This window comes from uncultured Sphingomonas sp., assembly GCF_913778135.1.
Lineage (GTDB): Bacteria > Pseudomonadota > Alphaproteobacteria > Sphingomonadales > Sphingomonadaceae > Sphingomonas.
This window is the reverse complement of the sequence record NZ_CAJYVU010000185.1, coordinates 1-13,476: the sequence shown is the minus strand read 5'-3', so window position 1 is coordinate 13,476 and position 13,476 is coordinate 1. Positions and strand designations below refer to the sequence as shown.

Genomic DNA, 13,476 nt, shown 5'->3' with positions numbered 1-13,476 from the left:
TCCAGGCGGACCTCAAGCAGCGGCTGCCCGAACTGTCGATCAACATGGGTGGTGCCACCTCGATCGACATCACGCAGAAGGGCGTCGACAAGGCGTACGGCCTGAAGCGCCTGCGCGACGAGAGCGGCATCGCGCTCGACAAGATGATGTTCATCGGCGATGCGATCTTCCCCGGCGGCAACGATTACCCGGCCAAGGAACTCGGGCTCGACACTGTTCGCGTGCGCGATCCCCATGACACGCTGTCGGTGATCGCGACGATCGTCGCCTGCCAGAAGTAAGGCACGCGCAGATTTGACTCATGGAGCGACCGGCGAAACTGGGCAGCGGCTTCGCCGCCGCGCTCAAAAACGAGGCTGAGCAATCACGCAGCCGGCTCTTTCGGCTCCTTGATCGCCTGCTTCGATGGGCAACCATTTGGCGGACTGAGACACACGTTCGACGCACCGTGTGATTGCGGCTGCCTCAGCAATCATCATCCTTGCGACACGCGGCGGGATCCCCAGCGCACCGCGTCGCCGACCGCACCTGCCGTGCTTTCAGCATACCCTTTTACAGCAGGTGCGGTCGGATCGCCGCTAGGCGGCCGGCTTCTTCGCCTCCTTGATCGCGTGCTTCACGGCAGGTGCGAGCGCGATCGCGACGGGTGCGAGCGCCTTCGCGATGCGGAAGATGGCGGCGAGACTGATCTTCATGGGTCTTCTCCTTGGGTGATGGGTCAGGCGACTTCGCCATGCGTGAAGCGGGCGACGTTGGCGAAATCGCTGCGGTAGAGCGCGGCCTCAGCTGAACGCCGGCGCACCAGTCCGGCCAGCACCTCGCCGCCTGCACGGATCCAGCCGCCGAATGCGCCGGGGGTTGGATTGTCACCGGCCTTGCCGCCAGCGCTGGCATAGTCCCCCGCCTTGTGCCGCTTGAGCACGTCAGACTGGCGGAAGCCCTTCTTCATGCCGGGCAGCCAGAAGAGCGGACCCACGCCAATGTTGTAGGCGAGCGCCACCATTGCGCCGAACTGCGCCGGCGTGGTCGTCGCGGTGCCCAGCGCCTTGCGCACCGGTCCCGCGAAGTCTCGCTCAAGCAGTTGCGCGCCCATGCTATCGGCTTGATCCTGCGTGATCCGATCGCCCAGACGCACACGCCGGCCGTCGGGATAGTAGGTCATGCCCCACCCGATAGTCGGCACCTTTACCCGGTCGGGATAAGCGACCAGCCGACAGCTCTCGAAGTGGTGGATGAGAGCGAGCGCCATTGGGCCCACCCGTAGGTTGGCGTTTCCTTCCAACATCATCTGTGTCCTTGTGTTGCAGCCGGTGTCGCCACAGGATTGGCGTCGCACCGATCTCCTTCGGTTCTACGGGGGCGTCCCGCTTCTATTCAGCGGAGCGGGACGTTCGTCGGTCAGGTGCGCGGCTGCCCCGTCGTCTCGCCGAACCAGCGGTCAACGTAGCCCTTCGCGATCTTGATGATGCCCGCGCCGAGTGCGCCAACGCCGGTGCCGAACAACAGCGCGGTGAGCGGTGCCGGGCGTACGGTCACGATGATGCCGGCCGTGAACATCAGCGCCAGCGCGGAGACCGGGATGTCGAGCAGCCAGCGGTTGGCGCCCGCGCCGTGCTGCACGACGTAGAAGCGCACCGCGATGCAGGCGCACAGCGCCGCGATCATGCTGCCGGCTTCGAACGGGTAGCCGAGCAGGTGCCATACGACAGGACCGTTCACAGCTGTCCCCTTGGTGATGGTAGCGGCCGCCGCTGCGACCGGTGCGGTGATGCCGGCGAGTGCCCCCACTCGCAGACTCATCGCGTCACCGTGACGCCGACGGCTGCGACGAAGAAGACGGCCGAGACGCACAGCATGCGCCGCACGATCGGCCAGGACTGCCAGATGTCGATCGGGATCGGCTCGCGTCGCAGCTGCGACAGCATGCCGGGCAGAGACATGATGAACAGGATCATGCCGGTAACGCCGCACGCGATGGCCACCGGGTCGACCAGCCGCTTGATGAACAGGAAGGTGCCGGTTTTCGCCGGCTGCGTCGTGTCCCAGCCCCACAGCGTCAGCGCCTCGGCTCCGCTGCGCAGCGCTATGCCCGTCGCGAATAGGATGCCGATCCAACGCCACAGGCGAGCAGGCGAGATGCCCGGCACGTCGAGGTGGCGGTGCTTCCGGCCGTCTGTCACCAGCGTATAGACGGCCATGCAGGCGAGCAGGCACGCCGCGGTCATCGCCCATAGGTTAAGCACGACCAACCACTCGACCCCGTTGAACGCCGCTGGCGCGGACGTGCTCGGGCTACTCGCGACCGCCTTGGTCGCAAGAGACGCATTGTTCATCATCGGGACTCCGCGATGCGTTGGAAGGAAAACAGGGCTGCTGTAGCTTCAGTCGGGCGTAGCGTTTCAGCCAAGGCAAGGAGGCACTATGGAAGGTCGAGTCGTGGTCGCGTATGCGTTGATCGTGTTGTGCTGCCTTGGCGGTGCATACCTGTTCAGCAGGTGGTGGAGTTTCGCAGCAGCCGACCGCCGCCTTCGAAGCGGTCGACGTCGGCGGTGAGAGGTAACGAAATGCCAGCGATCTTCATGGCGATCAGTGCTGTAGCGGCTCTTGCGGCAGCCGCGCTCGTCACCCACAGGCAGCAGCGGTAAGGAACCTCGGCACCCGCCGGCGAGCTTAGAGTCGGCAGGACAGCAAGAAGGGGCAGGTATGAAGGCGATCGTAGTGGCAGGCGCGCTCGTGGCGCTCAGTGGATGTGCAATTATGAGCGGTCCGGTCGGCCCCGCGTCGATGCCGAAAGACGCGTACGGCGCAATTTGGTCGGCGAAGCCGACTGATCAGGTGGCGGCATGCTTCCGGGAGCGCGGTGTGCCCACCGTCTATCAGGCTCGCACCGCGCCCAAGAACCCGGGCGGCTACCCGACCGTCGTTGCTGTGACTGATCAGAGCGCCATGACCGCACAGGATGAGCGAGTCACGTCCTGCGTGTGAGACCGCGCCGGTGTCAGCCGGCGTGGCTTTCGTAGAAGGTGACACCCGCGCGCCAAGCTTCAGCGCCGATCTCCGCTCGCAGGTCGTCGTCGGCGGGCGTCGTCACCTTCACGAGGTGCAGCCCCTTGTTCCACGGCCGGTGCCGGATGGTGCAGCCGCGCTCGGCGAAGGGCGCGAGTGCCTCGACCAGCGCGGCTGCGAATCCCTCGTGACCGGTAAAGATCAGCGGCGCGTTCATGCTCGTCTCCACCATCAGAACAGCCCCAGCGCGCGCGCGATGTTGAGCACGTTGCCGGTCCACACGTAGTCGGGCGAGCCCTTGCCCTGCCCGCGCATCGAGAAGCGCTCGTAGAGCGTGCCGGTGCGGACATAGTCGAGGTAGACGCGCTCGATCACCTGCCGCCCGATCTGCTGCGCCTCCGCGGTCATGCCGTAGGCGAGCATGCCGAGCACGGCGACAAGCTCGAGGTTGGTCCAGTGATCGCCCTTCCAGTAATCCGAAGCCAGCGGCGCACTGCCACCGTCCGCCGGGTCGCTGTTCGTCTCGGTCGCACGCGCGTAGTCGGACAGCCGTGGGTTGGCGATCAGGCCCTTGCCGGTCGCGAATACGAAGCCGCGCGGGTAGCTTGTCAGCGTGATCGCGTGCACGGTCATCGGTGCGGTGCCGCTCGCCTGCTGGAGCACGCGGGCGTAGAACGGCCGGGCGCTCGTCGACAGCGGATCGAGCGCGACGGTCACGCGCGCGCCGTCCGCGCCGGCGGGCTGCGGCAGCTCGACGTTGGCGACGAAGACGTTCGCAGGATAGTCGCCCAGCAGCAACTGCACCGCGCCGGCAGCGGCTGCCTTCGTCAGCCTGATCGACGCCGATAGCGGACGATAGCGCTGCGGCGTCTCCCACTCGGGCCGGATGGCGGCGAGCGGACGCTGCGCATCACCGGCGAGCCCGCGCGCGAACAGCGTCGCGACGATGCCGTCGCCACCCGGCGCATGCGTCCACGCCTTTGCACCGATCGTGGTCGCTGACCCCGGCAGCGGTGCGTGCCATGCAGCGTGCTTGTACTTGAGCAGATAGCCCTTGGTCGTCGACGCCTTGGTGTAATCGCGCCCGAGGAAGGCGGTGAACGTGTCCGCGACCGTGCCGTCGAAGGCGTAGAGCAGGTGCTCGTCGACGATCCGGCGCGCCTGCGCCTGCGTCGCGACCTTGGCCATCAGCGGGAAGGCGTGATTCGAGAGCGTCGCCGCGTAGAGGATCGGGCGGACGAAGACCGGCTGATCCTTCGGCGCCGCGGCGCTCAGCCCCGCGATCAGCGGAATGACCATCTCGGTACCGACTAAGTCGGCCGCCACCTGCGCCACACCGTCGCCGACGACAATCTTCGCGCCGCGCGCGACCGCGAAGCCGATCCCGGCGCCATCGGCGAGCGTGATGCTGGTGGCACCTGCCGCGGCAGCGACGGCCAGCTTGCCCGCACCTTTCGCCAGGTCGGAGCGGAGCAGGAACGCGAAGCGACCCATCTCTTCGTCCCACAGGAAGCGGCGGACACGGTCGGCGATGGCGTCGCGCTGCGTCTCCCACCCGGCCTGCTCGCCGTTGCCGAGCGCATTGGCCATGCGGGCGAGGTAGTCGGCGTTGAGCGACATCAGCGCGCTGAGCGCCGGGCTGACGTGGTCGGCAGCCATGCCCTCCACGCCGCCATATTGCTCGTCGAAGAAGCCCTGGTTGGCGTCCTCGCCGCTTTCGTAGCGCAGATCCTGCGCGATCGTGCCCGCGTCGGGCGATCCGGTGCGCGACGAGCCGAACATGAACAGCCCCGAGCCGTCCATCCGCGCGGCCTGCCACCACGCGAAGTTGAGCTTGAGGCTCGGGTACATGGTGGCAAGAAAGTTGAGGTCGTTCGTCGCTGCGAACACCTCCCACGCCGCCCAGGCGAGCACGGGCATCTGGCTGTAATTGTCGTTGTAGCCCGGGCCGATCGTGCACGGGTACATGCCGTCACCCTTCTGCTTGGCGGGCCAGTTGAGCAGCCACGCCTTCGCGCGCGCCGCCTGCCCGAGCACGACCGCGAGCAGCGCGGAGAAGCCGCTATCCCACACCCACTGCCCGGTCGGGCTGTAGTCGGCACCGGGACCGATGCGCTTGTACGGCGTGAAGCTGTCGGCCGCGAACTCGTTTCGGTCGAGCACCGCCATCGCGGCGCCCATCAACCGCTCCAATGGCGCGGCGAGTAGAACGTCGCGCACCGTGCGGCCGGCGTCGAAGCCGACAAGAGCCGCGCCCCTCTGCGCGGCCGTGCTGGCGAGGTCGCCCGCACCGATGAGCGTCGCGATAAACGCCAGCGAGCCGTCGGCACGCTTCTGGTAGATCGTGCGACTGCCGCTCATCGTCTCGTCGACGAGCACCTGCACCACCTTGCCGACAGCGATCTGTGCGGCAGCGGCAGCCGCCTTGGTCGCGAAGGTGACGTCGATGCCGGCGTGACTGGCGGCGCGGTCGGCACTGGTCGCGGCCTCAGCCGCATAGCCCGCCGCGGCGCTGGTGCTGTTCTGCACCGTCTCGACCGCCTGGTCGCGCGCGCGGCCAATGGCGGCGAGCGCCTGATCCTGCGCGACGCCGAGCAGGTCGGTGCCGTCGATCGAGATCGTCACGTCGTCGTCGCTGAAGGTCAGCTGCGCGGTCGACCACGGCGCGCTGCCACGCTGCGCGGGATAGCCGCCGTAGCCGGAGGGCATCCCCGGGGGCGCATTGTCCGCGCCGGTGAAGCCCGCGACGACGGTCAGCGGTCCGCGCGCGAGCAGGCGGCGATTCCCGCCGACGCTGGTCTGCCAGTCGTAGCCGATGATCGTGTCGTCACCGCGCTCGCCCGCGAACGGCAAGCCTTCGACGGTTGTCTCGTTGATCCGCAGCTTGAAGGTCGAGACCGGTCGACCATCCTCGATCGCGACCGACACGAGGCGGATGCCCTCTGCGGCGCCGTTGGTCACGTCGGTGAGATCGATCAGCGGCAGACCCGGCGTATCGGCGATGAGCCGCGCCTGCAGACGGTTGACCGAGCCGCGCATGTCGAGGCCGACCACGCGCACGGTCAGCGTGGCAGGCTGCCAGCGATCGACCGCGATGGGGAGCGTTGCCGTGCGCATCACTTTGCCACCCAGCCGGTGCTCGCGCCCGCGCCGCTTTCCTTCACGTAGAAGGTCGTGCTGGTGCCACCATCGGTGCGACGAAAGGTCGATCCGATGCCCGCGACGACGACGTTCAGCGGCGTGCCGCTACCTGCATAGTCGCACACGGTGGCGCTGTAGCAGTAGCGCGCCGAGTAGGTGGCCGACCAGCGTAGCGACGCCTCGCCGCTGGTGTAGGCGGCGTCCGCACCCGGCCGCGTGCTCGAAGCGGTGATCTGCAGGCGGGTGGTCTGCGTGACTGCCGATCCTGCCGAGCCGGATGGCGCGGTCTGGAAATTCCACGCGCCAGCACCGCCAGCGTTGAACTCTATCCTGCCCGCGAATCCGCTCTGGAGATAGACGTCGCCGGGGAAGATCTGGTTCGCCATCAACTCGAAGTTGCCACCCTCGTCGATGGTGGCGCGTCCATTGGTACGCAGCGTCGTGAGGCCGACCACCGAACCGCCGGTGATCGCCACGCTCCCGGCCGATTGTGTCGCGATCGAACCCAGGCCGAGCGCGGTCCGCGTCGACGCCGCATCTGCGCGGGTGAGCAGCTGGCGGCCGAAGTCGGCGGTGGTCAGCGCCGCGATCGCGGTCAGGTCGGCGTCGAGCGGCTGGAACACCGGGGCCAGGAACGTCGAGATGAGCGATGGCGTGATCGCCACGCTCGCGCACGGCGTCGTCTTCGCGGTGCACCCGCTGCCCTGGACCGCGGGCATGCGCTCGGTGCCGGTGAGCGGTTGCGCCTGCGCGATGGTGCGTGTGTCCAGCTGCGCGGCCGCGGGCGCGCACGTCAGCAGCACCGCGGCGAGCGCCGCGGCGAGGATCCTCGTCATGATGATGGTCTCCGGTGTGGCGCCGTGCGCCGGGATTATTGCAGCTGGACGTTCTGCTGGTAGCGACCGCCGCCACCCGACCCACTGCCGCTGTCGCCAGCCGGCGGGGTTTCTGGCGGCGGATAGGTGGTGCCGTCCGCGTTGGCAGTGGTCAGGAGGCGGATGGCCACGAACGCCGGATTGGCAACGTCGAGCAGCGAGTCGGAAGGGGCGGCGTAGTAGGTCCCGGCCGGGATGATCCCGACAAACTCCTGACCGTCGGCCCCGGTGAACGCTTCCCCAGTCGCGCCAGTGAAAGCAGGCGTGGCATCCTCCAGCGCGTAGAACAGGCGATAGGTCGCCGCATCGTCCAGGCCGTCGATCTGGCCAGCGGGCAAATCGATCATGCGGCCGTCATCGAGCGTAGCGCTGAACGGCACGACGGTGATCGACGTGGCGGTCGTGGTCGCCGGGAACTGCACCGTCTGCGCACGGATCCAATGTGCAGCGCGACTGCTACCCGGAGCCGCATAGGTCCACGCATTGGCAGGGAGGCTAGGCGACACGGGCGGCACCGCCGTCTGCGCGAGCGCGAACGCGTGCTTCGATGCCGTTTCCGACCGCGCGGTGACGGTCACGATGCCGCTCGCCGCATCGAGCGCGCGCGAGAGAAGCATCACGTCCTGCCCGATCAGGCCGCCCTCGGGATAGTCGACGGTCACAACATCGCCCGGCTTGTACCCGATCCAGCGGATCTTGAGCGGAAGGTTGATCGGGCCGAACTCGCGAGCGTTCTCGATCGCGTATCGCGCGAGCGTTCCGACCTGCTTCGGCTCTTGGCCGGCGAAACCCTGCACCAGCGGGAACGACGCTTCCTTAAGCACCTGCCGGCCATCGGCGGCCACGTGCTCGGCAACGATGATCGGCTCGGCGGGCACCTCCGCCCAGGTCGTCGTCGTGACGCCGGTCTGCGGATCGGTGCTGACCTGCTCCGACCAGTAGCGCGGTACCAGCGCGTTGATGCGATCACGCCGCGCCTGCATGGCGACGATGCTGACCTCGCCTTGCGCGAGCGCGTCGCGGTCGATCGTGGCGAGACTGACACGCGGGGTCGAGACGATGCAGCCGAGCATGGCGCCCAGGCGAAGCGGCTCGCCTGCGCCCGCCTGCAGGATGTCGGTCAGCACGTCCCACTTGTCGTCGAGCGTCGATTTGACGCCGCCGACCCGCCAGCCGTTGATCGTGGCGATGTTCGCACCCTCGACGAAGTTCTCGACGATGATGCCGGTGATCGGCAGGCCGACGCCCGCGATCAGCTTGCCGTTCTGCCGCCAACCGAGGCACCACGTCAGTGCGACGACATAGGGATTGTCGCTCCATACCCATGTCGCCTGATCGTCCGCGCGCTGCGGCCCGTCCCCGCCTGGATAGGTGCTGTCGTGCCGCGGATCGTAGCAGAGCACGCCTTTGCCGCGCCAACCGCAGGTCGGCATCGACGTCTGCGTGTTCTTGCCCTTCGTGTCGTACTCGAACCGCATCATGGTAGCGGCCTTGCCGGACAGGCGATGCGCGCCGGTCCAGCCGTAAGGCATCGCGCCGCCAAGGCTCAGCGCGGCCGGCTCGGGGCACAGTCCGCGCTGGCGCGCTTCAAGCACGAACCCGCGGTTCGGCACATCGACGATGCCGCCGGCAACACCCCGCGCGATCTGGTCGATGTAGAGCGTATCGATCGACTGCACCGGGCCGACCGACCACTCGGTCACGATCGACTGATACTTGTTCGTCGAGCCGTAAGCCTGACGGTAGATGATGTGCCCGCCGTTGCATGCGTCGCCCAGCACGATATCGATGCCAGCGTTCGGATCGGCTTTCCACTGATCGGGCGAACCGCCGCCGGTTGCCTTCGGCGCCGTCAGCGCGCTGGTCGCCATCAACGCGGCCGCGGCGAAACCGGCGACCTTCGCGACGGTGGCCGCGGTGGTGACGAACGCCGCCGTCGCGCTGCCGGCTGCGTATTGCCCGAGAAGACCGATCGAGGCCGCAGCGCCGACACCAGTGGCAACAAGGGCGACACCGCCCACAACCATAGCTGCAGTTGCAAGGAAGCGTGACACGGCGGTACCCTCCCTGCCGATGAATGAGCTTTGGACTGTTCTTGCCGCGGTGACGCTCAGCAGCGCTGGGCCGATCGCTAAATTCCAATCACGGCCGCCGCTCGCCGAGTATGACAGCGCGGTTCAAGCCGGCGATGTGGAACGCTGCCTCATTGACCTACCGCAAGCACCTGCGCCCAGCGTCTATCGGCAACCTGACCGCCCTGACGACGTGATGCTGATCTGGTTCAAGGCTCCCGAGGTCGGCGGCGCCATTCTTTACCGTGTCGATCTACACCGCACAGCCACCGGCACGCACGTGCGCTCGTGGATGCCCGCGAAACAAGTCGCCGAGTGCGCGCCTAAAGCGGGGTGACCCGCCACGCCGCGTCGAGGCCGACTTCCTGCAGGATCGCCGCGCCGGGCGCGTGCTCGTGGAAGCCGAGCAATCGCCCGTTGCTGAGCTTGATACCCAGCGCACCGAACACGTCGCCGGATGCGCCCATGACGATGTCGCCGGTGACCGCGGTTGACCACGGGATGCGCTCAAGCCCGAGCGCATCGAGCCCGGCCGCCAGCGTGTCGTACCCGCGCGCGCGGAGCGCCTTCAGCGCCGACTTCGCACCGCCGTAGCTGCCCGAGGGTGGAAGTTGCACCTGGTACCCCATGCGGCGGAGATGCGCGGCGGCGAGGCGCGCGCAGTCGCTCCGCCCCCAGCGGAACGGCCGCCCGATGAACTGGTCGCGCGTCGCGCTGGCCGCCGCAACGCGGCGTACCATTTCCGGCTGGCTCATCGCCGCACTCCATCCGGGCTCGATGTGCCCCAGTAGATCTGTTGCGCGACGTAGGTGACGAAGGCGCAGCCGAGCTCGCCCGGCCATACGTACTGGTGGAAGCTGTCGGACAGGCGCACGCCGTCGTCGGACAGGAAGAAGTCTTCGAAGATCGAGGTCACCTCATACTCGACCTTGCGGCTGGTCGAGGTGAGCGACAGCGTGGCGGTGTCGAGTAGGCCGTTGAACAGCAGCAGCGGTTGACCGATCACGCGGCCGGTTTCCTGATCGATCGCGCCGAGCCACAACAGCACCGGCGCGCCCTGCATCGCCACCGATGCGAGCTGCGCCGCGGCGACACCGTCGCGCGGGGTGAAGGTCAACGACAGCGCCGGCGCCTCGTCGCCTAGTCCATCGGTGAGCGTGTCGATCGCGGTGAAGGTGCCGACCACCTCATCTTCGCCGCTGAACCGCTCGAGCACGCCGTCGACGAGGAAGTCGACGAAGCCGCTTCCGACCAGCAGGCGCACGGTGCGCCCTGGCAGCGCCATGCGAATCGCGCCGAAGATTGTGGCACGGTCGGCGGCAAGCGCGGCCTCAAGTGCGGGGTCGAGCAGCGACATTCAGGCGATCTCGCTGATCGTGAAGCTCAGGCCCTGCACGCGCGCGGGGATCATCTTCCACCCGCTCGCATCACCGCTCAGCTTGCCCTCGATGATCGGCACGCCGAACTCGCACGTGTCGCCGTCGCTAGGCTCGACCCGCAGCATCGGCCCGATCGGCACGGTCGCGCGGCCATCCGCGCCGACACCGGCGTTCTCGCGGACGTAGTGGAGATAGCGCCGGCCGCCGTGCACGAGCGAGAAGAACTGCCGCCGCCGGAAGCCATAGTTCGGCGTCGCGCCGCGCACCTTCAGCACCATGCCCGCCTGCCCCGCGCCGTCGACGACGATCTGACCCGGCGAGCCGATGACGAAGCCGGGCTGCGGAAACCGACAGGCGACCGTCTCACCGGTCAGCCATGCGTCGAGCAGCGCCGCGGTCCATAGTCGGCCATCCGGCTCCGGCAGCAGATTAGGGGTCTCGATCGCCATCGACAGGCGCGAACCCATGAAGCCGAGCCACGTCTCGACGCCGCCGGTCGGAGGCGTCTGCCAGCCGCCAAATACGACGGGCGACGGCGAGGCGGAGCGTGGCAGCGGTGATGGCGGCAGGTAGATCGTCACCGCGTTCTCCGTCCCATCTGCCGACGCTGCGCCTTGCGCATCTGGTCGCGGCCGAGCTCGGCACCGCCGGCGGCGATCCCGGGCGCGTGAACACCGACACGCTGATCGGCGATGTCGGACACAGTGGCTGTGAACAGGTCGGTGTTTAGGCCGATGTCGACCCGCTGACGCGAAGAACCGGTATCGTTCGCCGCCATCATCCGGCGCGATTCCGCCGCGGGATATATGCGCGTGCCGGTCGGCAGGTCCATGATCTCGCCGCCGTTCTCGTTGACGTAGGTCATGCCGCCTGACCAATGCTCGGTGCCGGTGGCGTTGCGACCAGGTGCGGGCGTCTTGCTAAACAGGCTGCTGATGCTGCTGATCGCGCTGTTGAGCGTCGGCAGGTTCTTGTTGCCGTTGATCATGTTCTTCAGCGGGTTGAGCAGCGCGAGCGCGATGAACTCGCCCTTGAGCATGTTGAGCACGCTCTTGCCCGCGCTGCCCCAGCTGTCCCATTGCGACGGATCGAACACGTCGACCAGCTGCACACCGGCGGCACGGACCTCGTCGACGCCGGCAGCTGCGATCTTGGCGCGGCGATCCAGCTCATCGGCGCTCGCGTCGACGCTGTTGCGGATCTCACGATTGGCGGCGTCCATCATGCCTGCCATCGGATCGGTGTCGCCGAACATCTTCTTGAAGTCGGCGGCGAAGCGCTCGTTCTGCCCGGTCAGATACTGGACGCGCGCGGTGCGGGCATAGTCGAGCCCATCTGCTAGCGAGAGCTTGCCCTTGCTCACCAGCGCACTGATCCGTGCGAGGCTGGCGGCGTAATCGTCGGCGGCAGCGCGAGCGGGATCGAAAGCGCGCACCGTCGAGGTCAGATCCTGTTCGAGTTCGCGTTCGGCCGCGGCGGCCTCGCGTACCTTCTTCGCCGCCTCCGTGCGCTCCGCCGCCGCCTCACGTGCGGCACCACCGGTCTTCTTCCATGCGACGTGAAAGTGGCTGCCCTCGTCGAGCGCCTCGGTCAGCTTGACGCCCGCCTGACGGTACGCGGCGATCAGCTTGGCGAGCGTGACACCGTTGCCTTTCGCGACATCGATCGCCTGCCCGAGTTCGTGATTGCTGGTACCCGGCTTTGCCGCCAACGCCGCCCAAGGCCCGCTGCCGTTCTTATATGCGACATACTTCGCGTAGAGCCGCTCCTGCTCGGCGCGGGTGCGGAGGTCGCTGTTGACGTGGCCGCCGATGCTTTCGGCAATCTCGCGCCCCTCGGCGAGGGACACGTTGCGCCCAATCTGGTTGGTGACGGTCGGTTTCTTGTTTGCCGCCGACTGCTTGTCCTGCTCGGCCTTGATCGCCGCCTGCCGGTTGCGCTCGATCTGCGTCAGCTGACGGGTCAGCTCGGTCGTGACCGTGCCCTCGGCCCGTGCCTTCGCCTGCGCGGCGGTGACCTGATCGTCGTAGACCTTCTTGATCCGAGCCATCGGATCGACCGCGCGCGTCGCGGACTCGGTCGCCAGAGCGATCCGCGTCTGCTGGACGCGTGCTTCGGCCTGCGCGATCAGGTCGGCCTGCTCGTCGGCCATCTTCTGCACGTCGGCGACACGATTGCGGTAGATCGTCTGCGCAGCCGCCGCGCCGGCGCCGCCAGCGGCACCGAAGTTGGTCGAGTTCGCCTGCCGCGCTTCTGCCTTAGCCTGATCAAGCAAGGCCAGCGTGACCTTGCGGATGTTGATCTCGCGCTGGAGCGCCTGCTTGGCGGCGATGTTGTCCTGTTCGGCCGAGGTCTTCGTCGCCTCGATCGACTTCTTGGTCGCGTCGGTACCGTCGCGAATTGCGGCGGCAACACCCTCGGCCGAAGCCGCGAACCGTACCTTGGCCTGGCGCGAGATCTCGGCGGCCTGCGCGTCTTCGCGCAGCTTGTCGACGCCGTCGGCGAGCGCGTCGTTACCCTCCAGTAGCTTGGCGACGAGCGGCCCGGCCGCGGTCAGCAGCACGGTCAGCACAATACCCTGCCAGCTGGTCAGGAACGCCGCGACGCCGGCGAGCCGCCCCTCCATGCCCTGCAGCGCGAACGCGGCCTGCCCGATCTGCTGCGTGAACGCGGTAGTGATGCTCTGCCCGGAACTCACCTGGACGGTGAAGTCCTGCACCTGCTGACCGAGCATGATACCCGACTGGCGCGCCTGCGCGCTGGCACTGGCGTTCCGCTTCTTGGCGTCGGTGGCCAGATCGAGCGCCCCCTGCTCGATCTTCAGCTTGGCGGCATATTCGTCGAGCGAGATCGCGTTCTGGCTGATCAGCGAGCGCGCTTCCGCCATCTCGCTGTCGAAACGCTGCTGCGCGGCCGCCGCCGGGTCGATCGCGGCGCGCAGCGCGCGCGTGCGACGCTCGAGTTCTTCCTGCTCCGCGATCAGCCCGCGGAACGCGCTGGCCG

The 13,476-nt window shown here is 67.7% G+C and carries 14 protein-coding genes; 3 read left to right on the top strand and 11 right to left on the bottom strand.

Going from position 1 to position 13,476, the window contains the following annotated elements; genetic code table 11:
• Positions 1-281, top strand: a 281-nt coding sequence (locus QZ847_RS16130) for an HAD hydrolase family protein (RefSeq protein ID WP_294352719.1), incomplete at its 5' end; no start/stop codon positions are given.
• 437 nt (positions 282-718) lie between these two features.
• Here QZ847_RS16130 and QZ847_RS16125 read toward each other — a convergent pair.
• The 3 genes from QZ847_RS16125 to QZ847_RS16115 form a co-directional block, all read right to left on the bottom strand.
• Positions 719-1,249, bottom strand: coding sequence for a lysozyme (locus tag QZ847_RS16125; RefSeq protein WP_294358501.1), 531 nt, complete (start codon positions 1,247-1,249; stop codon positions 719-721).
• Positions 1,250-1,398: 149 nt separating this feature from the next.
• Positions 1,399-1,800 carry a hypothetical protein gene (locus QZ847_RS16120; RefSeq protein WP_294358498.1) on the bottom strand — a complete coding sequence of 134 codons (402 nt, stop codon included), beginning with the start codon at positions 1,798-1,800 and terminating at the stop codon, positions 1,399-1,401.
• Positions 1,797-2,333, bottom strand: a complete 537-nt coding sequence (locus tag QZ847_RS16115) for a hypothetical protein (protein ID WP_294358495.1) — start codon at positions 2,331-2,333, stop codon at positions 1,797-1,799. Before QZ847_RS16115 ends, QZ847_RS16120 begins: the two co-directional genes overlap by 4 nt.
• A gap of 370 nt (positions 2,334-2,703) precedes the next feature.
• Here QZ847_RS16115 and QZ847_RS16110 point away from each other — a divergent pair, with 370 nt between their 5' ends.
• Positions 2,704-2,985 carry a hypothetical protein gene (locus QZ847_RS16110; RefSeq protein WP_294358492.1) on the top strand — a complete coding sequence of 94 codons (282 nt, stop codon included), beginning with the start codon at positions 2,704-2,706 and terminating at the stop codon, positions 2,983-2,985.
• 13 nt (positions 2,986-2,998) lie between these two features.
• Here the strand turns inward: QZ847_RS16110 and QZ847_RS16105 are convergent, their stop codons facing one another.
• The 4 genes from QZ847_RS16105 to QZ847_RS16090 are packed head-to-tail and all read right to left on the bottom strand — an operon-like array spanning position 2,999 to position 9,049.
• Positions 2,999-3,223, bottom strand: coding sequence for a hypothetical protein (locus tag QZ847_RS16105; protein WP_294358490.1), 225 nt, complete (start codon positions 3,221-3,223; stop codon positions 2,999-3,001).
• A gap of 14 nt (positions 3,224-3,237) precedes the next feature.
• Positions 3,238-6,123 carry a hypothetical protein gene (locus QZ847_RS16100; RefSeq protein WP_294358488.1) on the bottom strand — a complete coding sequence of 962 codons (2,886 nt, stop codon included), beginning with the start codon at positions 6,121-6,123 and terminating at the stop codon, positions 3,238-3,240.
• The gene (locus QZ847_RS16095) at positions 6,123-6,983 is read right to left on the bottom strand and encodes a hypothetical protein (protein WP_294358486.1); all 861 of its coding nucleotides are present in this window, start codon (positions 6,981-6,983) and stop codon (positions 6,123-6,125) included. Before QZ847_RS16095 ends, QZ847_RS16100 begins: the two co-directional genes overlap by 1 nt.
• Before the next feature lie 35 nt (positions 6,984-7,018).
• Complete coding sequence (locus tag QZ847_RS16090) at positions 7,019-9,049, bottom strand: hypothetical protein (RefSeq protein WP_294358484.1); 2,031 nt, start codon at positions 9,047-9,049, stop codon at positions 7,019-7,021.
• A gap of 46 nt (positions 9,050-9,095) precedes the next feature.
• On the opposite strand from QZ847_RS16090, the gene QZ847_RS16085 reads away from it, so the two are divergent.
• Positions 9,096-9,431 (top strand): hypothetical protein, encoded by a 336-nt coding sequence (locus QZ847_RS16085; RefSeq protein WP_294358481.1) that lies wholly within the window; start codon positions 9,096-9,098, stop codon positions 9,429-9,431.
• On the opposite strand, the gene QZ847_RS16080 is transcribed toward QZ847_RS16085, so the two are convergent.
• From QZ847_RS16080 to QZ847_RS16065, 4 genes are all read right to left on the bottom strand, one after another.
• Complete coding sequence (locus QZ847_RS16080) at positions 9,418-9,849, bottom strand: hypothetical protein (protein ID WP_294358477.1); 432 nt, start codon at positions 9,847-9,849, stop codon at positions 9,418-9,420. The two genes, QZ847_RS16085 and QZ847_RS16080, sit on opposite strands and share 14 nt — an antisense overlap.
• A complete protein-coding gene (locus QZ847_RS16075) occupies positions 9,846-10,451 on the bottom strand; it encodes a hypothetical protein (protein ID WP_294358474.1) in 606 nt (201 codons plus the stop codon). The genes QZ847_RS16080 and QZ847_RS16075 overlap by 4 nt, the downstream gene beginning before the upstream one ends.
• Complete coding sequence (locus tag QZ847_RS16070; RefSeq protein ID WP_294358471.1) at positions 10,452-11,054, bottom strand: hypothetical protein; 603 nt, start codon at positions 11,052-11,054, stop codon at positions 10,452-10,454.
• The coding region (locus QZ847_RS16065) for a D-alanyl-D-alanine carboxypeptidase family protein (protein WP_294358466.1) at positions 11,051-13,476 on the bottom strand (2,426 nt) is incomplete at its 5' end. The genes QZ847_RS16070 and QZ847_RS16065, both read right to left, overlap by 4 nt.

Coding starts and splice junctions, on each gene's coding strand:
- QZ847_RS16110 (WP_294358492.1), top strand. CDS start 2,704: ATGAAGGCGATCGTAGTGGCAGGCGCGCTCGTGGCGCTCAGTGGATGT.
- QZ847_RS16105 (WP_294358490.1), bottom strand. CDS start 3,223: ATGAACGCGCCGCTGATCTTTACCGGTCACGAGGGATTCGCAGCCGCG.
- QZ847_RS16115 (WP_294358495.1), bottom strand. CDS start 2,333: ATGAACAATGCGTCTCTTGCGACCAAGGCGGTCGCGAGTAGCCCGAGC.
- QZ847_RS16080 (WP_294358477.1), bottom strand. CDS start 9,849: ATGAGCCAGCCGGAAATGGTACGCCGCGTTGCGGCGGCCAGCGCGACG.
- QZ847_RS16100 (WP_294358488.1), bottom strand. CDS start 6,123: ATGCGCACGGCAACGCTCCCCATCGCGGTCGATCGCTGGCAGCCTGCC.
- QZ847_RS16095 (WP_294358486.1), bottom strand. CDS start 6,983: ATGACGAGGATCCTCGCCGCGGCGCTCGCCGCGGTGCTGCTGACGTGC.
- QZ847_RS16120 (WP_294358498.1), bottom strand. CDS start 1,800: ATGAGTCTGCGAGTGGGGGCACTCGCCGGCATCACCGCACCGGTCGCA.
- QZ847_RS16075 (WP_294358474.1), bottom strand. CDS start 10,451: ATGTCGCTGCTCGACCCCGCACTTGAGGCCGCGCTTGCCGCCGACCGT.
- QZ847_RS16125 (WP_294358501.1), bottom strand. CDS start 1,249: ATGGCGCTCGCTCTCATCCACCACTTCGAGAGCTGTCGGCTGGTCGCT.
- QZ847_RS16085 (WP_294358481.1), top strand. CDS start 9,096: ATGAATGAGCTTTGGACTGTTCTTGCCGCGGTGACGCTCAGCAGCGCT.
- QZ847_RS16090 (WP_294358484.1), bottom strand. CDS start 9,049: ATGGTTGTGGGCGGTGTCGCCCTTGTTGCCACTGGTGTCGGCGCTGCG.